26 protein-coding genes are annotated in these 20,195 nt (G+C 43.0%); 8 read left to right on the top strand and 18 right to left on the bottom strand.

Going from position 1 to position 20,195, the window contains the following annotated elements; translation table 11 throughout:
• Positions 1–84: 84 nt before the first annotated feature.
• Genes nifT through CJD30_RS08470 form a run of 4 tightly spaced genes read right to left on the bottom strand, consistent with a single transcriptional unit; the run spans position 85 to position 4,087 of the window.
• Positions 85–297, bottom strand: a complete 213-nt coding sequence (gene nifT / locus CJD30_RS08485; protein WP_294918313.1) for a putative nitrogen fixation protein NifT — start codon at positions 295–297, stop codon at positions 85–87.
• A gap of 41 nt (positions 298–338) precedes the next feature.
• A complete protein-coding gene (locus CJD30_RS08480; protein WP_294918311.1) occupies positions 339–1,997 on the bottom strand; it encodes an FAD-dependent oxidoreductase in 1,659 nt (552 codons plus the stop codon).
• The gene (locus tag CJD30_RS08475) at positions 1,987–3,108 is read right to left on the bottom strand and encodes an aldo/keto reductase (protein WP_294918309.1); all 1,122 of its coding nucleotides are present in this window, start codon (positions 3,106–3,108) and stop codon (positions 1,987–1,989) included. Before CJD30_RS08475 ends, CJD30_RS08480 begins: the two co-directional genes overlap by 11 nt.
• A gap of 1 nt (position 3,109) precedes the next feature.
• Positions 3,110–4,087 carry an iron-sulfur cluster assembly scaffold protein gene (locus tag CJD30_RS08470; protein WP_294918317.1) on the bottom strand — a complete coding sequence of 326 codons (978 nt, stop codon included), beginning with the start codon at positions 4,085–4,087 and terminating at the stop codon, positions 3,110–3,112.
• A gap of 194 nt (positions 4,088–4,281) precedes the next feature.
• Here CJD30_RS08470 and CJD30_RS08465 point away from each other — a divergent pair, with 194 nt between their 5' ends.
• The 6 genes from CJD30_RS08465 to CJD30_RS08440 all read left to right on the top strand — a co-directional run bounded on the left by CJD30_RS08465 (position 4,282) and on the right by CJD30_RS08440 (position 8,871).
• Positions 4,282–4,677 (top strand): P-II family nitrogen regulator, encoded by a 396-nt coding sequence (locus tag CJD30_RS08465; protein WP_294918308.1) that lies wholly within the window; start codon positions 4,282–4,284, stop codon positions 4,675–4,677.
• Positions 4,678–4,789: 112 nt separating this feature from the next.
• Positions 4,790–6,544, top strand: coding sequence for an aspartate--tRNA ligase (gene aspS / locus CJD30_RS08460; protein WP_294918307.1), 1,755 nt, complete (start codon positions 4,790–4,792; stop codon positions 6,542–6,544).
• A 95-nt stretch (positions 6,545–6,639) separates the two neighbouring features.
• Positions 6,640–7,212, top strand: a complete 573-nt coding sequence (locus tag CJD30_RS08455; protein WP_294918306.1) for an adenylate kinase — start codon at positions 6,640–6,642, stop codon at positions 7,210–7,212.
• A gap of 15 nt (positions 7,213–7,227) precedes the next feature.
• The gene (adk, locus tag CJD30_RS08450; protein WP_294918304.1) at positions 7,228–7,875 is read left to right on the top strand and encodes an adenylate kinase; all 648 of its coding nucleotides are present in this window, start codon (positions 7,228–7,230) and stop codon (positions 7,873–7,875) included.
• 45 nt (positions 7,876–7,920) lie between these two features.
• Positions 7,921–8,676, top strand: a complete 756-nt coding sequence (locus CJD30_RS08445; protein ID WP_294918302.1) for a molybdopterin-binding protein — start codon at positions 7,921–7,923, stop codon at positions 8,674–8,676.
• 54 nt (positions 8,677–8,730) lie between these two features.
• Entirely contained in the window at positions 8,731–8,871 is a 141-nt protein-coding gene (locus CJD30_RS08440; RefSeq protein WP_294918301.1) for a hypothetical protein, read from the top strand.
• Between the two features lie 5 nt (positions 8,872–8,876).
• On the opposite strand, the gene htpX is transcribed toward CJD30_RS08440, so the two are convergent.
• Together htpX and CJD30_RS08430 are read right to left on the bottom strand one after the other, a co-directional pair.
• Positions 8,877–9,764: a zinc metalloprotease HtpX gene (gene htpX / locus CJD30_RS08435; RefSeq protein WP_294918299.1), complete on the bottom strand. Its 888-nt coding sequence runs from the start codon at positions 9,762–9,764 to the stop codon at positions 8,877–8,879.
• Positions 9,751–10,236 carry an ankyrin repeat domain-containing protein gene (locus tag CJD30_RS08430; protein ID WP_294918297.1) on the bottom strand — a complete coding sequence of 162 codons (486 nt, stop codon included), beginning with the start codon at positions 10,234–10,236 and terminating at the stop codon, positions 9,751–9,753. Before CJD30_RS08430 ends, htpX begins: the two co-directional genes overlap by 14 nt.
• A 107-nt stretch (positions 10,237–10,343) precedes the next feature.
• Here CJD30_RS08430 and CJD30_RS08425 point away from each other — a divergent pair, with 107 nt between their 5' ends.
• On the top strand, positions 10,344–11,540 hold the full coding sequence (locus CJD30_RS08425) for a tetrahydrodipicolinate N-succinyltransferase N-terminal domain-containing protein (RefSeq protein WP_294918295.1): 1,197 nt from the start codon (positions 10,344–10,346) through the stop codon (positions 11,538–11,540).
• Between the two features lie 70 nt (positions 11,541–11,610).
• On the top strand, positions 11,611–11,916 hold the full coding sequence (locus CJD30_RS08420) for a hypothetical protein (RefSeq protein WP_294918293.1): 306 nt from the start codon (positions 11,611–11,613) through the stop codon (positions 11,914–11,916).
• On the opposite strand, the gene CJD30_RS08415 is transcribed toward CJD30_RS08420, so the two are convergent.
• The 12 genes from CJD30_RS08415 to CJD30_RS08360 all read right to left on the bottom strand — a co-directional run bounded on the left by CJD30_RS08415 (position 11,917) and on the right by CJD30_RS08360 (position 20,114).
• The gene (locus CJD30_RS08415; RefSeq protein WP_294918291.1) at positions 11,917–13,377 is read right to left on the bottom strand and encodes an SH3 domain-containing C40 family peptidase; all 1,461 of its coding nucleotides are present in this window, start codon (positions 13,375–13,377) and stop codon (positions 11,917–11,919) included.
• A 13-nt stretch (positions 13,378–13,390) separates the two neighbouring features.
• Positions 13,391–14,050: a S24 family peptidase gene (locus tag CJD30_RS08410; protein ID WP_294918289.1), complete on the bottom strand. Its 660-nt coding sequence runs from the start codon at positions 14,048–14,050 to the stop codon at positions 13,391–13,393.
• 227 nt (positions 14,051–14,277) lie between these two features.
• Complete coding sequence (locus CJD30_RS08405; RefSeq protein ID WP_294918287.1) at positions 14,278–14,403, bottom strand: hypothetical protein; 126 nt, start codon at positions 14,401–14,403, stop codon at positions 14,278–14,280.
• A 1-nt stretch (position 14,404) separates the two neighbouring features.
• Entirely contained in the window at positions 14,405–14,875 is a 471-nt protein-coding gene (locus CJD30_RS08400) for a tRNA (cytidine(34)-2'-O)-methyltransferase (protein WP_294918285.1), read from the bottom strand.
• The gene (purU, locus tag CJD30_RS08395; protein ID WP_294918283.1) at positions 14,876–15,715 is read right to left on the bottom strand and encodes a formyltetrahydrofolate deformylase; all 840 of its coding nucleotides are present in this window, start codon (positions 15,713–15,715) and stop codon (positions 14,876–14,878) included.
• Positions 15,716–15,740: 25 nt separating this feature from the next.
• On the bottom strand, positions 15,741–16,109 hold the full coding sequence (locus CJD30_RS08390; protein ID WP_294918281.1) for a hypothetical protein: 369 nt from the start codon (positions 16,107–16,109) through the stop codon (positions 15,741–15,743).
• Positions 16,100–16,348, bottom strand: coding sequence for a tetratricopeptide repeat protein (locus CJD30_RS08385; protein WP_294918279.1), 249 nt, complete (start codon positions 16,346–16,348; stop codon positions 16,100–16,102). Before CJD30_RS08385 ends, CJD30_RS08390 begins: the two co-directional genes overlap by 10 nt.
• On the bottom strand, positions 16,336–17,412 hold the full coding sequence (leuB, locus tag CJD30_RS08380; RefSeq protein ID WP_294918277.1) for a 3-isopropylmalate dehydrogenase: 1,077 nt from the start codon (positions 17,410–17,412) through the stop codon (positions 16,336–16,338). Before leuB ends, CJD30_RS08385 begins: the two co-directional genes overlap by 13 nt.
• A gap of 4 nt (positions 17,413–17,416) precedes the next feature.
• Positions 17,417–17,920 (bottom strand): 3-isopropylmalate dehydratase small subunit, encoded by a 504-nt coding sequence (locus CJD30_RS08375; protein WP_294918275.1) that lies wholly within the window; start codon positions 17,918–17,920, stop codon positions 17,417–17,419.
• Positions 17,921–17,997: 77 nt separating this feature from the next.
• Positions 17,998–18,366: a methionine-R-sulfoxide reductase gene (locus CJD30_RS08370; protein ID WP_294918273.1), complete on the bottom strand. Its 369-nt coding sequence runs from the start codon at positions 18,364–18,366 to the stop codon at positions 17,998–18,000.
• Positions 18,367–18,495: 129 nt separating this feature from the next.
• Positions 18,496–19,284 (bottom strand): flagellar basal-body rod protein FlgG, encoded by a 789-nt coding sequence (gene flgG, locus CJD30_RS08365; RefSeq protein WP_294918271.1) that lies wholly within the window; start codon positions 19,282–19,284, stop codon positions 18,496–18,498.
• Between the two features lie 17 nt (positions 19,285–19,301).
• Positions 19,302–20,114, bottom strand: coding sequence for a flagellar hook-basal body protein (locus CJD30_RS08360; RefSeq protein WP_294918269.1), 813 nt, complete (start codon positions 20,112–20,114; stop codon positions 19,302–19,304).
• Positions 20,115–20,195: the final 81 nt, after the last annotated feature.

Raw genomic sequence — 20,195 nt, 5'->3', positions numbered from 1 at the left:
ATACTATAATACTTGATACAGGTTTAGAAATCACGTGAACAAAACTAGAGAAATTTCCTAGTTTTTCACAAAATTTCAAATATATTAATCACCCAATCGTTTTGCTACAACTTCACTCGGGAATTTCTTCATACACGGCTCAATAAACCATGTTTCTCCATTGCTAAGCTTTACCTCTCCACCCCATTTTTCATCACTGTCAAATTCTGATGATAGAATGGTCTCTTCCATATCTTTTTTAGCGACATAAAAAGAGATCATCCCCTTAGAATCGTAACGTAACATTACCTTTGCCATTTCTCGCTCCTTAATATTGATTAATATTTAAATTCATCGCATCACTTTGCGTGAAAAAACTCTCGTATCCGGTGCCACCAATCCGATGAAAGATGACCCTCGAACGTGATCCGTAAAAATGTTCCCGCTAATCGTCTGATAATCGTATTGGCCTCGTACTGCTTATCATCACATTGCGGGAAATCATTACGGTAATGACTGCCACGCGACTCTTCACGCGCTAATGCCGACATTATCATCGCTTCGGCAACGGTTAATGAGTTACGAAACTCAATGATTGAGAGAAGCTCGACGTTATCACTTCGCTCTTTGTTGATACAGCACAGTCCAGATGACATTTTCATCAGATAATGGACATATTCCAATGCGGACGCCAGTGAATCATGGGTACGAAATACACCCGCGTTCGTATAGAGATTATTACCCAAATTACGACGCATAGTATTGATATTAAAGCGATTTTCACCCTCCAATATCGACTCCACATAACGGGATTCTTTATCCACCAGTGCATAATCTATCGGATGATATTCCCCTTTTTTAGCGGCTTTTGCCGCTTCGAGACCTGCAAGACGACCAAAATATGCCGCTTCAAGCAAACTGTTGCCGCCCAATCGATTTGCCCCATGAACACCGCTATAAGCACATTCGCCGCATACGAAGAGATTTGGGATATCGGTTGATGTATCATTGCGGCTCCATATTCCCCCCATCGTATAGTGAGCGGACGGGGTGATCGGCAATAATTCGGTAAGAATATCGATACCTGCACCATTAAGTGCGTGTTTTCGTGCGGATGGAAGTTTTTTATCGATCAACTCTTCCCCTAAATGACGAAAATCGAGATAAACACGATGCCCTTCAAGCTGATGTTTGACAATATCACGGGAGAGCTTATCTCGCGTCTGAAGCTCGTCGGTAAAACGCTCCTCTCTCTCATCGACGATATATGCCCCCTCGCCTCGCGCCGCTTCGCTGATCAAAGTACCGCTGCCTATCAACGTCGTTGGATGGAACTGTACAAATTCCATATTGGCTAAACGCATTTTTGCGCGTAAGGCAATTGCGAGAATATCTCCGCTGGATTCTTGGGAGTTGGTCGAATGCCCCCGATAGATACCCGCATATCCACCACCCGCCAATACGAGTGATTTACACGCAAAAGCGATCACTTGGGAATCACGGCGACGCAATAGTGTAATCCCGGAGAACTTCTCTTTGTACGTAGCAATCCCGAGCATGACATGATTTTGGAGAATACTGACCCCTTCGCGGCGGCACTGTACCAAAAGCGTCTGTGTAATCGATGCCCCCGTCTTATCAGCGATATAACAGGTTCGCTTTGCCTTCGTACCGCCAAAAGGGCGTTGTGCTATGTTACCCTCGTTATCACGATCAAACTGAACGCCCATCTCCTGCAGTTCATAAATGATCTCCTCGGCACCCGTAACCATAGCACTCACAGCACTCAAACGGGCCAGTTTATCTGAGCCTTTGATCGTATCGGCAACATGGTCGCGAATGGAATCATGGCGTGTCGTTTTGAGCACCGCATTGATCCCGCCCGATGCAACCGCAGAATTGGTGCGCAGAGGGTTGCTTTTACAAATCAGGGCGACATTCAAACCAGCACGTCTGGCATAGAGCGCGGCATACAATCCTGATATTCCGCTTCCGACCACCACGACATCATACAGCATACGCACCCCTCATCAATGTATTTACGGCGTCCACCGACGCCTCCGGAATATACGCCAAAATAGCATTATCCTCTACGTGTGAAGGATCAACGGCACCGAAAATCGCACTGATCGCTCCGGCACTACGAGCAAACTGTAGCGCGCTGGCTACATCACTCAACTCTGTCGTATTCAGCAACTCCGCAACATTGGAAGCGAACGGACGTTTAAAGAGATTTTTTTGCAACAAAGGAGATGAAGCAATACAGGTCAAGCCATACGAAGCACACGCATGCATCAGAGGATAAAACTTTCCATCTTCGCACTCTTGATTTACATAACCGTATGCGTGTGGCTTGGCAAGATTGAACGGGCTTTGGATATATTTAAGTCCATGATCTGCTCCGCCGACACGACGGGCAATCTCCACCACTTTTTTGAGAGAGATATATTCGGTATGATCCGCTTCGTATAAAAATCCGTTCCATGCCGCTATACCGTAAGAGACGATTTTTCCCTCACTACGCAATTCTTCAAAAAGCCCAAACGCCGCTTCGATACGTTCATAAAACGTGTTTTGATCCACATATCCCAACTGGGTTTCAGGATTATGGAGATAAAAAATATCGATCATCTCTAACTCCAGATTTTTAAGCGACTGTTCACAACTCCAACGCAGATATGCGGGACTCATACAGTGCTGATCGATAATCACCTCATCAGCACTCGCCAACCCTGCTTTGATGATATTTTCTTGTATCCAGCCGTACGGATTCTCGGGAAACGGGAAATCCAGAGGTATAAACCCTGCTTTGGAGGCGATGATAATCTCATCACGCATTATTTCACCGCTTTGGAGCATCGGATGAATCGCTTCAGCAATTTCACGTTCAGACATCTGATAGCGATAATTGATCGACGTATCGATTAGATGAATCCCTTTGCGTAATGCCATCTGAATCGCATCTGCGTAGTTGATGATGTAGTTATCCTCTTTGTAGGGTTCGGCTTTATACGTTCCGATTCCCAGTGAGGGAAAAAAGAGTTCGCCGTTAAAACGGTAAAAATCTTTGGAATACTTCCCAAATCTCTTTAGATACCGAAACGTCCCCTCTTTTGTGGCGTATGCCATCTTACACCACCATCACTCGTAGATTACTTTTGAGTTTGAAATTGAGCATATCCTGCATCCCTGCGAGCGTCGTCGTCGTGTTCATCGAACAGCTCATGCATTCACCTTTATATTGAATGTAGAGTTCATGCTCTCCGTCTATCTCTTTGAGATCAATCACTTCAACATCACCATGATCGGCTTTGAGGGTCGGGCGAATGTACTCTTCGAGGATCGATTCGATACTGCGAAGCTTTTGCACCAAACTCATCGCATTGAAATTTCCATCCCCTTTCGCCTCTTTTATTTTTTTACTGATCGCCTCTTTTTGAAGTTCTGCGGTAACTTCCGCCAGCAAATCAACAAGATAAACATCTTTTTTCTCATGCCCTCCGGGCTTGATGCACGACTTACAAAATCCGCCCGCTTTGGTATAGTCGGTGATCGCTTCAATACTTTCAAGCTTATTGAGACGAATCACCTCTTTGAGGGTATCAAGACTCACACGGGCGCATTCGCACACGATAAATTCGGTCTCGAATTCACTCATATCGACACCTTTGTAGATCGACGCCGCTTTTTTGATCACATCGTACGCCATTACCGAACAGTGCATTTTTTGTCCCGGAACGGCTGGAATGTCCTCATGATCACGAAGCGCTTTTTCAACGTCGATGTTAGTAATTTTGAGCGCTTCATCAACCGTTTTTTCCATGCACAATTCCGCCATCATATCCGAGCTGGCAATCGCCGTTCCGCATCCGAAACTTTTAAAACGGCTTTTTACAATAACATCATTTTTAGGATCAATCATCCAATAAAGTCGCACCGCATCCCCGCAGCTCTCCGCACCGAAATCGGCAATAATCAGTTTTTTATCCGCAGCATCGGCCTCTTCTTGGGTAATTTCACCCATATTGACCGGATCATTCATCCGTCGTTGTACTTCGCTGGAATACTCTTCCCATAATGCTCCGCCGATCAGCGTATCTCGTGCCATTGTCTCTTCTCCCAAAATGGATTCATTGTCCATACCAATGCAAGTGCCATTCTCATCGAGATCTGACAATTTTGTCGTACTTGTATTTTCGACACCTTTTGTAAACTGATTAATAAATAATCAGTAAAATGATTATTCAAAAGACAGATTCAATTTATAATGTCTCTATCACAACACCACACAAGGGGTCCAAAATGTTTCAAATTACCGCTGTATTTAATAAACACTGCTTGAATGATGTTCTACGCGAACTGTTCGATAATGAAATCGAAGGGGTTACCGTTACTGACGTAATCGGTAAAGGTTCACTCGGGATTGCAGAGAAAAACAACGCTCCCGATTTGTATCCGAAAGTAATGCTCCTCATCGTCGTCTCCAACGATAAGACCAAAGAGATCACGATGGAAGCGATCCGTGCCCATACACAGGATTTGGGTCACGGCGCAGGGAAAATGTGGGTCACTCCGGTTCTCGAAGTTGAACGTATCCGTACGGGAGAAAAAAATGAATCGGCTCTAACGCAACCGATACCGCGTACTACAGCTAAAACCAATACCTTCTTTACCGCTGTCGATACCCCATCGAGCTAAAACTGAGTGCTTAATATATGTACGCATACAGGTGCGTACATCCCCTACGTATTATCAAACCACAAGCTTATTAGCGCTATAATCGCGCAAAATATTTTGTAAGGACTTTGATTTGAGAAGTCATTTTTGTACCGATTTAAGTGAAGCAAACGTAGGCGACAACGTCGTTTTATGCGGTTGGGCAAACAGCTACCGCGACCATGGAGGGATCGTATTTATCGATTTGCGCGATAAAAGCGGTTTGATCCAGCTCGTATGTGATCCCGCTGATAATGCCCATGCACACAAAGTAGCGAGCGAAGTACGCGACGAGTTCGTTCTTATCGCTCACGGACGTGTCCGTAACCGTGGTGAAGGTCTTGTGAACCCTCGTCTCAAAACGGGTGCGATTGAAGTGGTGGTTGAAAACCTCATTATCGAAAACCGTTCAGAACCGGTACCGTTCGGTATCGGCGATAACAACGTCGGTGAAGAGACCCGTCTTCGTTACCGATACCTTGATTTGCGTAATCCGAACGCGTTCCAAACCTTCCAAATGCGTTCAAAAGCGGCGATCGCGGCACGTAACGTCCTTGACCGTCTTGGATTCTTGGAAGTGGAAACGCCGATTTTGACCAAATCAACTCCGGAAGGAGCACGTGACTATCTTGTTCCGAGCCGTGTTCACGAAGGTGAATTTTACGCCCTCCCCCAATCTCCGCAGCTTTTTAAACAGCTGTTGATGGTGGGTGGATTTGATCGCTATTTCCAAATCGCGAAATGTTTCCGTGACGAAGATTTGCGTGCCGATCGTCAGCCTGAATTTACGCAAATCGACGTTGAGATGAGCTTCTGTAACCAAGAAGACGTTATCCGCGTTGCCGAAGAGTTGATTACCGGTATGTTCGCCGCTGCGGGACACACCGTTACGACTCCGTTCAACCGTATCAAATATAGCGATGCGATGGAGTGGTACGGATCGGATAAACCGGATCTTCGATATGACCTTAAAATGGTTGATGTGATCGACATCTTTGCACGCTGTGACAATGAGATTTTCACGTCAATCGCTGCCAACCCGAAAATGAACCGTATCAAAGCGCTTCGCGTTCCGGGTGCCGATTTGGTATTCTCCAAACGTGAAATGAAAAGCTTCGAAGATTATGTGCGTAAATTCGGTGCGAAAGGCCTCGGATATTTCCAAATGAAAGAAGACGGTCTCAAAGGACCGTTGGAGAAATTCTTCACCCCTGAAGATCTACAGCTCCTCGTTGATCGTACAGGAATGGAAGTGGGCGACGTCGTCTTCTTCGGTGCGGGAGATAAAAAAACCGTCTGGGATTATATGGGACGTTTCCGTATCTTCATCGCAGAGCATGAGAAAATGAACCTGATCGACAAAGATCGTTTCGAATTTGTCTGGGTTGTAGACTTCCCGATGTTCGAGATCGAAGAAGGTCGTGTCAAAGCTCTCCACCATCCGTTCACCATGCCGCGTGATCTCAACCACGAGCACCTCGAAGACATCGAATCGATCGCGTATGATATCGTCCTTAACGGAACCGAACTCGGGGGAGGATCGATCCGTATCCACAAACAAGCACTTCAAGAACAAATTTTTAGTCTTTTGGGGATTGGAGAAGAAGAGGCTCAAGAGAAATTTGGCTTCTTGCTCGATGCACTCAAATTCGGTGCACCTCCGCACGGTGGATTTGCGATCGGTTTTGACCGTTTTATGATGCTATTGTCGAAAAAAGACAGTATTCGTGACGTTATCGCGTTCCCGAAAACGCAAAAAGCCTCATGTATCATGACGCAAGCGCCAAGTCCGGTAGAACTCACCCAATTACGTGAGCTTCATATCCGACTCAGAGAGAGTGCAAAATAAAATTCTGCCTCTTTAGAGGCAAGCTTTAGTAGCCCAAGCGGCTAGCAGAGTCAAAAGGATTTTATTCCTTTGACGTTTAAAAATAAAGGAGGGTCATGAAAAAGCTTTTTTTGATTATCGGTGCACCGGGTTCAGGAAAAACAACCGATGCAGAGATGATAGCAGCGCGCAACAGTGATGCTATTGTTCACTATTCCACAGGCGATCTCCTCCGTGCCGAGGTAGCAAGCGGAAGTGAACGCGGTATGCGAATCGACAGCTTTATCAGCCGTGGAATGATCGTTCCGATTGAAATTGCGATTGAAACCATCACCAGTGCAATCAAAGCTGCTCCATCCGATGTGATTTTGTTTGACGGTTACCCAAGGTCCTTCGAGCAGATGAATGAACTCGACAAATTTTTGCAGCACGATACCTCTATTGTATTGGAGAGTGTCATAGAAGTCGTCGTGAGCGAAGAGGTAGCACGTGATCGTGTTCTCGGACGTTCTCGCGGTGCGGATGACAAAGAAGAGGTGTTCAATAACCGCATGAATGTTTATACCGAACCGCTCAGTACCATCCAAGCGTTTTATGAAGAGAAAAATCTCCTCCAAAAAATCAACGGTGAACGTTCCATCGACGCAATTGTCGATGAGATGGAAGCGTTCATCAAAACAAAAATTTAATTAATAGGAATTAATATGAAAATCATTCTTTTGGGTGCACCGGGTGCAGGAAAAGGGACACAAGCTCAGTTTTTGACAAAAACATTCGACATTCCACAAATCTCTACCGGAGATATGCTCCGTGCCGCGATCAAAGCGGGAACAGAGCTCGGAACATTGGCAAAATCGTTTATGGATTCCGGCAAACTCGTCACCGATGAAATCATTATCGGTTTGGTCAAAGAGCGTATTGCGCAAGATGATTGTAAAAATGGCTTTCTTCTTGATGGTTTCCCACGTACCGTTCCTCAAGCCGATGCACTCAAAGAAGCAGGCGTAGCAATCGATGCAGTGATTGAAATTGACGTTGCTGATAGCATTATTGTAGAACGTATGTCAGGACGCCGTGCCCACCTCGGTTCAGGACGTACCTATCACATCGTCTACAACCCACCAAAAGTGGAAGGAAAGGATGACGAGACTGGAGAAGATTTGGTACAACGTGACGATGACAAAGCTGAAGTCGTCCTAGACCGTCTTCGTGTCTACCATGAACAAACCGCTCCGCTTGTCAACTACTACAAAGGGGTTGCAGCGGCTGATAGCTCAGTCAAATACATCACCATCGATGGAACACAAAAAATCGATGCCGTTGAGCAAGCAATTCTGTCACAATTAAAATAATTCTCCCACTCCCCTTAGCGGGGAATCTCATGTTATAATCTTCGTATGAAAACACCTCACTTTTATGCCGTTATTATCGGATCTGAAATCCTCAATGCCCGTCGAGAAGATAAACATTTTCTCTATGTACGTGACGCCCTGCTCCGCCGCGGTCATACCCTCTTCTCTTCCTTCATCATCAAAGATGATCCTATACTGATCCATAATACATTTAACATGATCAAAAATGATCCCGACGCGGTGATGTTCAGTTTTGGCGGGATCGGTTCAACCCCTGATGATTTAACCCGTCAGATCGCTGCCAATGTCTTTAGTGACGGTGTATTGGTTCCTCACAAAGAATTTACCGATCACATCATCGAACGGTTCGCAGATGCGGCCTATCCGCACCGTATTCATATGGCAGAGCTTCCCAAAAATTCGGGACTGCTTCATAACGTCATCAATAACATGTCAGGCTTTTATCTCTACGATCGCTATTTCTTCATGCCAGGATTTCCGGAGATGTCCCATCCGATGGTCGAAGATGCATTAGAACGTTTTTATCCAAAAGCTTCTCTCACTTACCGGCATACCCTCGTAGCGCAAACATCTGAAAATACATTAATCGATGTAATGGAGCTGATGGATGAGGGGATCGATTTTTCATCGTTACCAATGATGAACGGAGGAAATCCAACGGTCGAAATTTCAGTCGCATCATCTGATCAAAAACTGTCAAAAGCCAATTTTAAACGTTTTATTGATGCATTAGAGTCAAAATCGATACCCTATTCCCTCATCAACAATACTTCTGAATAAACGTTTTTTTTAAACTGCCGATTTATTTAAAAGAAAACGGGAGGGCAAGTTAGAATGAGTAAAGTAATGATCTTGATGATCGGATTGGGAATCAGTCTCTTTATCTATATTATCTATCGTCATACGTTTTTGAAACATCCGAAAAAAAAGAGCCCCCCAAAGCCGCACTTCACTCTTAAGATTGAGCCGGAGTAACCCGCTTATCGGTAATGACGCTCATACAATTTATTCTTAGGATGAGAAACTTCTTCTTTTAATGCTTCCAAGCGTTCCAATCTCTGCTCGGTCGTCGGATGAGTCCGAAATAAATTCGCAAACGAAACGCTTTTGCCATCAAACGGACTAATAATAAACATGTGGGCATTTTCCGGTGTTGCTCCATGCACTTCTCCTCTCGCATTATAATTGGAGAGTTTGATCAGTGCATTTTGAAGCCACTCGGGGTGACCGGTGAGATGTGCCGCTCCCGCATCCGCCATAAACTCGCGTGAGCGGCTAATCGTCATTTGAATCACAGTAGCGGCAATCGGTAATAAAATCGCCATGACTAGCATCAAGATGGGATTTCCGTTACGATTGTCCCGTTGAGAGAACATCGCTCCAAACTGCAGCATATTAGCTATAAAGGCAACTGCACCCGCAATCGTTGCGGCTATTGTAGCCACAAGGATATCGCGATGGGCAACATGTGAGAGTTCATGCGCCATAACCCCCTCAATCTCATCTTCATTCAAGAGTTCAAGTAATCCCGTTGTAATAGCAACCGCTGCATGAGAGGGATTACGACCCGTTGCAAAAGCGTTGGGAATATGATCATGAATAATATACACCTTCGGCATCGGCAGATCGGCACGTTCCACCAACCGCTCAACAACACGATAAAGCATCGGAGCTTCACGCGGATCGACCTCTTGTGCGTTATAGTGTTTCAATATCATCGTATCAGAAAAATAATAGGCATAAAAATTCATACCGCCAGCCATGAGCAATGCGATCACCATTCCCGCCTGACCGCCTAAATATCCACCGATAAAGACGAGCAGTACGCTCAATGTCCCAAGCAATAAAAAGGTTTTAATCTGTTCCATGCAATTCTGCCTCTAATAGAGCTAAAATAGATTTTTTATTCATTTTACGTGCATAATCAAATACCGTAAATCCGTGATTGTCACGGGCGGATAAATTTGCTTTTTTCCCTAATAATCTACGCACCACTTCAATACGTCCATAACATACGGCTCCCATGAGCGGCGTAAACCCACTTTTACGGGTCGGTGTGTTAATATCAAACTCACTTTCCAATAGTTGCTCGATGATGGGAAGATGATTGTAGGTAACAGCTACATCGAAAACGCTGACCCCTTCATTATCAACATGTGTCAGATTCGCACCATTTTCAATCAACAGCTCTATAATCTCATCATCGCATCGATATCGCATTGCAAAACATATAACTGATTCCCCATTATCTTCTTGGGCATTGACATTGGCACCATTACTGAGATATTTTTTGATCCCAAGATAATCATTTGCTTTTAATAAACTAATCCACTGATCCATAAATATTCCATTTGATTAATATAACGACAGTATAACACGCAACATTCAACCCATCCATAGGCTCTTGTGGTAAAATTCTATATTAATTTTACACCAAGTGAGAAAATATGGAAATTTTAGAGACCGAAGCCGCTTTTAAAGCATGTGTTCAAGATATTCAAAATACCGCCGGATACAAAAATCCCCTTGCATTCGGTATCTGCCGTGTCGATTTTGGTCAGCTTGACAGCTCAAAAATCCTCCAGGCAACCTATCCGCACATCAACTGGAACGAGAATTTCGGCAGTGCTGCTATTTTTATTAAAAGTGCACAAGAACAAGGGTTTGAAATTGATTTCAATGCTGATGAAGTGATCATCCCTGTAACAACAAAATTTTTAGAAGGATGTTTAAATGCTTTTACCCCGTATGCTGATGAAGCATTCGGCGATGCACACAAAAATATTCAAGTCGTCTCAGCCCTTTACAATCAGATCAAAGAGCGCGGGATGCGCGATGGTGAATTCCGTCTTGTTATCCTTTTCAACGATGTAGCATGTACGAGCGTAGAGGGAACCTATCTCAAACTCTATGCCCTCTCTACCTCAAAAGCAGCACTTCGTTCACTCAACCTAAACGGTGCGTTCGGGGCACTTCATAACGTAGCATGGTCGGATGGTCAACCGATTGAACTCGAATGGCTCCGTGAAAACGAGATCGAGCTCAAATTCGCCAACGAATATCCGAAAATCGATTTCGTCGATAAATTCCCGCGCTATCTTCAACACATTATCCCTGCAAACAATACTCGTGTATTGGATGACTCAAAAGTTCGTTTTGGTGCACAGCTTCATGCAGGAACAACCATAATGCCGGGTGCTAGTTATGTAAACTTCAATGCGGGAACCACAGGTGTCAGCATGGTTGAGGGGCGTATTTCAAGTTCTGCAGTTGTAGGTGATGGTTCAGACGTTGGGGGAGGTGCATCTATCCTTGGCGTTCTCAGCGGAACCGACGGTATTCCGGTCACTATCGGTAAAAATACGCTCTTGGGTGCAAACTCTGTTACAGGAATCGCACTAGGAGATGGCTGTATTGTTGATGCCGGAATCGCAGTACTTGCGGGAACAAAATTTTCAGTCAGTGCCGAAGAACTTGCCAAAATCCAAGAGGCAAATCCGTCCAAAACACTTAACGGAACAAGCTTCAAAGGCAAAGACTTGGTAGGACTCAACGGTATCCATTACCGCCAAGACTCCACTACTGGGCAATTGCTTATCCGTCGCTCAACCCGTGAAGTAAAACTCAACGCTGATTTACACTAATCTTGATTTTCTATCACCGTTTAAGGTGATGGGAACTATACTGATACTCATCTAGCCAAAGGAGCTGATTATGATAAGCTCGAATGTATCTTCCATCATGTCGCATCAAACGTGGATGAATGCGAATGCTAATAATATTGCCAACGTAAATACCGACCGCTTTGTACCGCAAGAAACTGCCATCAGTGAGACTCAAAACGGCTCAACGCAAGCAAATACACAAATGGCAACATCCAACGGAAGTGAAAAATCACAAACAGATCTCTCAAAAGAGTTAACCGATCAGACTACGATTGAAAAAACAACTCAAGCAAATGTTCAGGCTATACGTACACAAAACGAGATGTACGGATCCCTTTTGGATATTCGAGGATAATTAAAGCGGTTTTTTACTTGCTACACTCTTGCTTTGACGTGCAAGAGGAGTAGCTGTTTTCGTAAATATATTCATACTTTCAACCCGTGAAAGCAATTTCATAGATGAGTCGTATTCCTCTAACTCCGATCCTATTTCAAGTGTGCTAATAATCGCTTTGCCTATGATATGACGCCCTTTATTTCCACTTTTATCCAGAGTTCTTACACCCCAAAAGTTATGCATGACCATGACGTTATCTTGATAAGTACCAACGTACAAAAGAACATGCCCTTTGAGATAAACAATGGTTTCAAAAGGGATCCCCTGTTCTTTGATCAGTGAGAGTTTTTGCTCATTACTCATCCCACTAAACGAGATAACTTCCCCTTTTTTTGCTTGTGATGAGGAGTTTCTTGGAAGCATTATGCCAAAAGGGGTCATGAAATCACGAATCATGGAGGAGCAATCTCGCTCACCATACATTCCGCCCCACCCGTATGTATTTTTTAGCATCTGATTCCCAATTGAAATCAAATCGTTTTTTGTGAATCGACTCACACCGATGTGTGCGGCATGCTTTGGAAGTGATAGTATTTTTATCGCTCCGTTTGCATCGACTGCTTTAACAAAATAGAATTCACCCTCCTCTTTTTCTAAAGGTAATACCATTCCGATCCGTGAATATGCTACAAAACGATTTGTTGCATCGTAAAGAGCTATATTATCCTCAGTAATAAAGAGTTTTTCTGACTTTTTAATAGAAAGAGCGGTTGAATCATCAAGCATACTGACACCTTCAGATGGAACCCAACCCGATGCGTTATTGGTAAAAATATAGCTCCATGCCCCGTCTTTTGAGGTATGCGAGACAAAAATCGGTTCATTATAGTTGACACTGCTGTTTTGCAAAAGATCAAACGGATATCCGTCACCCGCTTTTGAAGGGTCTTTATAAAGCGGTTTATTCGTTGGAAAAGCTCGTATATCCATCCACTTGAGGGCAATTGCTTTTTTATTGATACTGCCATATGCTTCAAAATTTGATTGATTTTTCATCCCTTCGAACCATGAAGGGCTAACAGGAAGCAGATTGTTTCCATACCCACCTCGAAATGCTCTCAACGGCCAGGTCACTTCCTGAACTTTTTGAGGAGCAAGAGTATAGCTCCATGGAGAATAATACCGATCATCAAAGGTCAGTTGTATATCCAGCAAGTTCTCTTTATCGACACCATTTTGTTCAGCATAAGGGGCCATCGATTGCTCAAAACGCTCCAAATCATTGATTTTTGGACCGTATTCAGGAAGTTTTACATCAAGATCTTGGGGAAGCATACAACAAAATGGATCGGTTAGATTAGCATCGCTTTTTGTAAGAGAAGGAAATGGTTTTGGTTGAGATTCAGCAATAGGCGTATGGGTACTACATCCCCCTAACGCCATTAATAAGATAGTGCTCATCCAATACGTTTTATTCATCTACTCTTCCATTTTATTCAACTCCACCAAAACGCCCTACAACTCTTCCGATAATCTCTACTTCATCTTTTCGGGCAACATAGGTAGGATAGTCTTTGTTATCTGAAATAATATCAAGTTTACCATCAATTCGTACTTGCAATCGCTTAATAAACAGCCCATGTTCCGTACGAATCGTAAAGATTCCGCCTCGACTAATATCGGTTTTTGAGCGATTTATAAAAATAATATCGTTATAGCTAAAGGAGGGTTCCATGGAATCACCTGATACATTTATCGCTTCGATATGGCGTAGCTCTTTTTCACCGCCTAAAGAGAGGACAAAATTTTCTTCAAGCATCAGAGGTTCAAAATCCAATTCTTCGTTATCGGCGCCTCCCCCTGCTGAGGCGTTAACCGAAGAGAAATAACGCACCATATAAAAACGGTTCGTCGGCTCGATTAAACTTTCAGGTGATTGGTTGTACAGCAGCCAATTGATTGCAATAGAACGCTTGGCACAAAAATCAAGCAATTCGTTAAAAGGGATCTTGTTACGCTTTTTCATTGTAGCAAAATTCATTTGCGTTATCTCCAATAAATCCGCTACATCTTTATCAAATACTTTTTTATCGGGAAATTCAGATGAGACGATGTCTTTGATTGTCTCGACAATATCGCTGAATGTTTTCATAGTAGTATCCTTTTGAATTATCGATAGTGTATTGTAAGAATTATGACACAAAAATTGGATATATATTGCAAAATGTCATATTTATTAAAACACTTTTCGAAATATTTTACTATTTGCCTAATTAATGTCAAGGAGTAGACAATGGCAAAGGTAATTCGCCAAGCAAATGGATGGATGGATAAATTTGAGAGAAAAATGGGAGTCTGGGCAGAAAAACTGTTTTAATCTTATTCTTGCTGATCGTTTTTCTCTTTTTCCATTTTATCCAAACGGGAAAGATGATACCCGCGAAAAATATAGATTAAAAACAAGACAAACAGTACTGTCATAATAGTATCGAGAAATTGCATCATATTACATCATCTTTCGGTAGTTAGTAAAATTTTGTTTGATCGCTTCATAGAGGATGATCCCTGTACTAATCGCTAAATTGAGGCTTCTCCCCTCTTTTGTCATAGGAATCGTCATTGTCTGTTCTGGATACGCTTCTAAAATATCCGTTGGGATACCGGCTGTTTCGCTACCGAAAAAAAGGTAATCTCCCTCTTGAAACTCATGTTCAAAATAGCTCTTATCGGTCTTGGTCGTTGCAAAGAAAAAACGGTTTCTATCTGGATGAGCATCCATAAATACATCGATATTTTCCCAAACATGCAAATCAATTTTGTGCCAATAATCCAGACCTGCACGACGTACCGCTTTCTCATCAATATCAAACCCGATCGGTTTGATCAGATGCAATGATGAACCGGTATTGACACATAGCCGTCCGATGGCACCTGTATTGTTGGGAATTTGAGGGTGTACTAAAACGATATTAAACATTTAAAAGATAATCGTTTTGTTGTCATGAACAAAAATACGATCTTCCAATGCCAATTTAAGCGCCCGCGAAAGGACAATTTTTTCCACATCTCGCCCTTGACGTTGCATCTCTTCCCATCCGTGCGCATGGTTAACATGAATAACATCTTGTGCGATGATAGGCCCTTCGTCCAGATTATTGTTGACAAAGTGGGCTGTGGCACCAATAATTTTTACACCGCGTTCATACGCTTGTTTATAGGGATTTGCACCGATGAAAGCGGGAAGAAATGAGTGATGAATATTGATAATTTTATCCTCATACGCTTCAACAAACCGCGGCGTCAAAATACGCATGTATTTTGCCAATACGATATAGTCGATTTCTCCGAGTTCTCCTAACTGTTCAAGGACACGGCGTTCATGCTCGTCACGATCACATCCCACGTGTGAAACCGTATAATAAGGGATACCGAATTTAGAGACTAACGGCTCAAGAAGATCATAATTAGAAACAACGCCGATAATATGACAATCAAGTTCTCCTGCTTCATATCGAATCAATAAATCACCCAAAGCATGAGATTCTTTGGTTGCCATCAACACAACTTGTTTTTTTCGAGGTGTAATCACTTCAAGCTGAGCATTTGCTGGAAGAACTGCACGCAATTCACTTTCTAACATTTCAGGTGCGATCTCACCGGCGACGACACTGCGCATAAAAAATTTATTCTGTGCTTTATCAACGAATTCGTTATTGGAGATAATATTGAGATTACGGTTAAAAAAAACACCGGATACTTTATATACCAACCCTTTTTCATCACTGCAATCAATCAATACTCGATAATGTTCATTCATACAACTATCCTAGGGTTAAAAAAGGTTATGATTCTTTGATCGTTTCTAAACGATGATCGATCGTAGCGAGAAGATACTCTAAAAAATTCAACGTCAAATCGACTTTTGCCTCAATTTGTTTGTTGTTTGGGGATTGGAATCCTTCAAAAAGAACTAATAAACGTTCTCGAATCCCTTCTAGCATACGAGCTTCATCATCCCGTACAACATGAACCGTCTCTACAACTTGACTTACCGGTTCAACTATTACTTTTTGTGCTGCTATCAGTTCTTCTTGAAAAGAAGATTTTTCCTCTTTTTGAGGACGAACAGTATTTTTTTCAACGGGTTCTGGAGCGATGGTCAGTTCTTCAATTTCGGCTAATGTCGATAAAATAACATCTTTTAATTCCATGCGCGCAATAACCACCTTTCAAATTGAATGAATTCTGCTTCTTCTTCCATCTCGATGAAATAACTTTTCATCTCGTTGTTGACCCCTAAAAACTTTTTCCGCATTCCTGACAATCGGCGAATAGCAATTTTTGCATCGGCATTGGAAGGATCTTTTTTCAATATCTCTTTGTAAATCTCAAGGGCATCTTCTTTGAGCCCTTGAAGCTCATAAATATTGGCAAGCGTTAAAGTTTGCATTTTGCGGCGAAATTAGCAATAATAGAGCCCATTTCACTAGTCGAACAGACCTCTTTAGCATCAAATCCAGCAATGTCTTTTGTGCGGTAACCTTCAGCCAATGCTTGTTTAATACCATAGTCAATACGATCTGCTGCACGATTTTCACCAAGTGCAAATCGAAGCATCATCGAAGCACTCGCAATGGTAGCGATTGGGTTGGCAATCCCTTGTCCAGCGATATCAGGTGCAGAACCGTGAATCGGCTCATAGACACCAATCGCCGCTCCCACTGAAGCAGATGGCAACAATCCGATCGATCCTGAGAGCATACTTGCTTCATCGCTTAAGATATCTCCAAAAATATTGCCGGTCAAGATAACATCGAATTGTTTCGGATCACGGATCAATTGCATTGCCGCATTATCAACGTACATATGACTAAGTTCCACTTCTGGGTACTCTTTGGCAACCTCTTCGACCACTTCACGCCACAATTGGCTCACGTCCAACACGTTAGCTTTATCAACCGAACATACTTTTTTAGAGCGTTCCATCGCGATTTTAAATGCTACATGAGCAATCCGCTCAATCTCAGGGCGGGTATACACCATCGTGTTCCATCCACGGTTCTCATCGCGCCCTTTCGGTTCGCCGAAGTAGATCCCGCCGATCAACTCACGAACAACCATCAAATCAACCCCTTTGACGATCTCCGGTTTGAGAGAGCTGGCATTCACCAATTCATCATACACATTTGCGGGGCGAAGGTTAGCGAATACACCGAGTTCTTTACGGAAACGGAGTAATCCGCTCTCAGGACGCTTTTCACGAGGAAGGTTATCCCATTTTTGTCCACCGATCGCACCGAAAAGAACTGCATCGCTTTTCAAAGAGACATCAATCGTCTCTTGCGGTAACGGATCGCCGACTGCATCGTAAGCACATCCACCCATCAAAACTTCTTGATAATTGAACTCCAGATCTTCGCATGCGGCTACCGCATCTAAAACTTTTACCGCTTCATCAACGATCTCAGGGCCGATTCCGTCCCCTTTGATCAATGCAATATTGTAACTTTTCATCGTATTATTTCTCCTGCGCGGCAATTTCAGCTTCTGCATAGTTCATCAAACCGCCAGCGGCGATCAACTCTTGCATAAACGGTGGGATAGGGATAAAGTTGTATACTTTCCCATTTGTTGTGTTGGTAATGGTCCCTGCATCCATATCGATACTAACCGATTCACCCTCTTTTATCTCTAAACTCTCAGGAAGTTCGAAAATCGGGAGTCCCATATTAAATGCATTACGGTAAAAAATACGGGCAAACGTCGGAGCGATAACCGCCGCAACGCCTGCAGCTTTGAGTGCGATGGGAGCATGTTCACGAGATGAACCGCATCCGAAATTTTCATCGGCAACGATGATATCCCCAGGAGTCATTTTATTTACAAACGCCGGATCGGCATCTTCCATAACATGCTTTGCAAGCTCTTTCGGGTCAGAGGTGTTAAGATAACGGGCGGCGATAATGAGGTCGGTATCGATATCTTTACCGAAATTCCAGACTTTACCTTCAATTTTCTGCATCAAAAAATCCTAATAGTTACATAAAATTAGGTGATTATAGCCAATAAGAGTTGAAAGAGTTTTAAAACCCGATAATCTCACTCTGCAGAAATAAATTTTATGGATGTGTAATTGACGCAATGACGCGTATTTTTCGGTGTCATTCTCTCTCCGATAAATACGTGTCCTAAATGTCCTCCGCAAGAAGCACAAATAATCTCTACACGTCGTCCGTCTGCATCAGGGACTCGTTTAACCGCACCCGCAATCTCATCATCGAAACTCGGCCACCCGCAATGAGAATCAAACTTGTTTTCAGTCATATACAGCGGGGTATTACACTGACGGCATATATAAATCCCTTTGCCTTCGTGTAAAAATTTTTCATAATTCGCTCCAAAGGGGCGTTCTGTCCCTTTGCGTAAAATAACATACTCTTCTTCGGGAGTTAATTTATTGTAATTCATGTTTTTTCCTAGCTATCGAATTCAAAATTTAGTCAATGATGATAATAGTGTCAAAAGCTAAAAATGAAATTGAAGATAAAAAGTGTCTTCCGGGAAAAAGCCCCGGCTAAGAGAAAGAGAAGTTTAATATTAGCGTTTCAAGCCATTGGTTGTTGCCAGCATTTCATCACTGGTAGTAATTACTTTAGAGTTGGCATCATAGGCACGTTGACCTGTAATCAGATCGGTAAGTTCAACGACCAACTGAACGTTTGAAAGTTCAACGAACCCTTGTCGAATATTTCCAAGACCGTTTTCTCCCGGAGTACCTTCGATCGGTTGACCCGAACTGTCCGTCTCGACAAAAAGATTATCTCCCATTGAATGCAATCCCGATGGATTGATAAAATTGGTCAAAGAGATTTGTCCGATTTGCGTCGCTTGTGCCTGACCGGCTTGGATAACACTAACAATACCATCAACACCGATACTAATACTTGTAGCATCTTCGGGAATAACAACCTCAGGTGTAACCGTATAACCATCAGAGTTGACAAGAGTTCCGTTTTGATCGACTTTAAACGATCCATTACGGGTATACACTTCGGTACCGTTTGGAAGTTGAAGTTTGAAAAAACCTTTTCCTGTAATCGCAAGATCGAGCGTATTGTCGGTTTGTTTCAAACTTCCTTCGGTGAAAATTTTGTTGATCGCAGTAGGACGAACCCCAAGCCCCACTTCAATCCCTGTCGGAGATTTTGTCGTATCACTGGTAGATGTACCGGCATACGTCATGACTTTATACATCAAATCGGCAAATTCGGCGCGAGATTTTTTATACCCCATCGTGTTAACGTTGGCTACGTTATTCGCCGTGGTATCGATCTGATTTTGCATTGCCAGCATCCCTGTAGAGCTGGTATAAAGCGATTGCATCATAGTCTTATCTCCTTAGTTTATCGTCGTGTTACCGCTAGTTTTTCGATAGCGTCTTTATTTAGATCGTTCATTTGTGAATCCATCGCTTTTTGGTACATTCCGACCAAACGGTTGGCTTCCACCAATGCAATCATTTCATTAACAGCATTTACGTTACTTTTTTCAGTAAACCCTTGCATCACCGTTCCACTATCAGCTTTTGCATTCAACGGATCTGCTGCTTCGGGAACATATAAATTTTCGCCCTCTTTTTTTAACATCCGCAAATTTTGAGGTTCCACGATAAGGAGCTTTTTGTTGGCTACCATTTGTGACGTACCTGGAACATTGGTCATTGCTTGACCGTTTTTATCAATAGTAACAATGCTATCTTGCGGATTGAAGGTAATAGCTGATTTATCACTGGATAAAACTTCATATCCTTGTTTGTTAACCAACTTGCCTTCATCACTGAGGGTAAATGTACCGTCTCGCGTTAATCGGATCCCTTGCGGTGTTTTAACAGCAAAAAATTGTCCCTCTTTGGCAAGAGCAAGATCAAACGTATTACCTGTTTCTTGCATCGATCCGACACTATAATCGGTATAAGCATCAGTAATCTGAGGAACACGACTCATTGCACGGTTGAAATACTGAGCTGCGTCCTCTGTATTATTTTCTATCGGCAACTCGCTTTGCGCCGTTTTATATAAGCGTGCGAAATCCCCTGTAATAAGTTGATCTCGTTTAAACCCTGCCGTATTGGCATTAGCCAGATTGGATGCAATCGTGTCCATACGATTAAATTGAGCAACCATTCCACCGGTAGCTGCATAATATCCGGTCTGCATTCATCATCCTTGTGAAGTTGTTAGCGATGTTTAGCAACAAGTGTTCCAATATCAAAAATTTCCCTTTATATTGAGGGAAAC

This window comes from Sulfuricurvum sp. PD_MW2 (assembly GCF_002633015.1).
Taxonomy (GTDB): domain Bacteria; phylum Campylobacterota; class Campylobacteria; order Campylobacterales; family Sulfurimonadaceae; genus Sulfuricurvum.
This window is presented reverse-complemented; position numbering and strand designations above follow the sequence as displayed.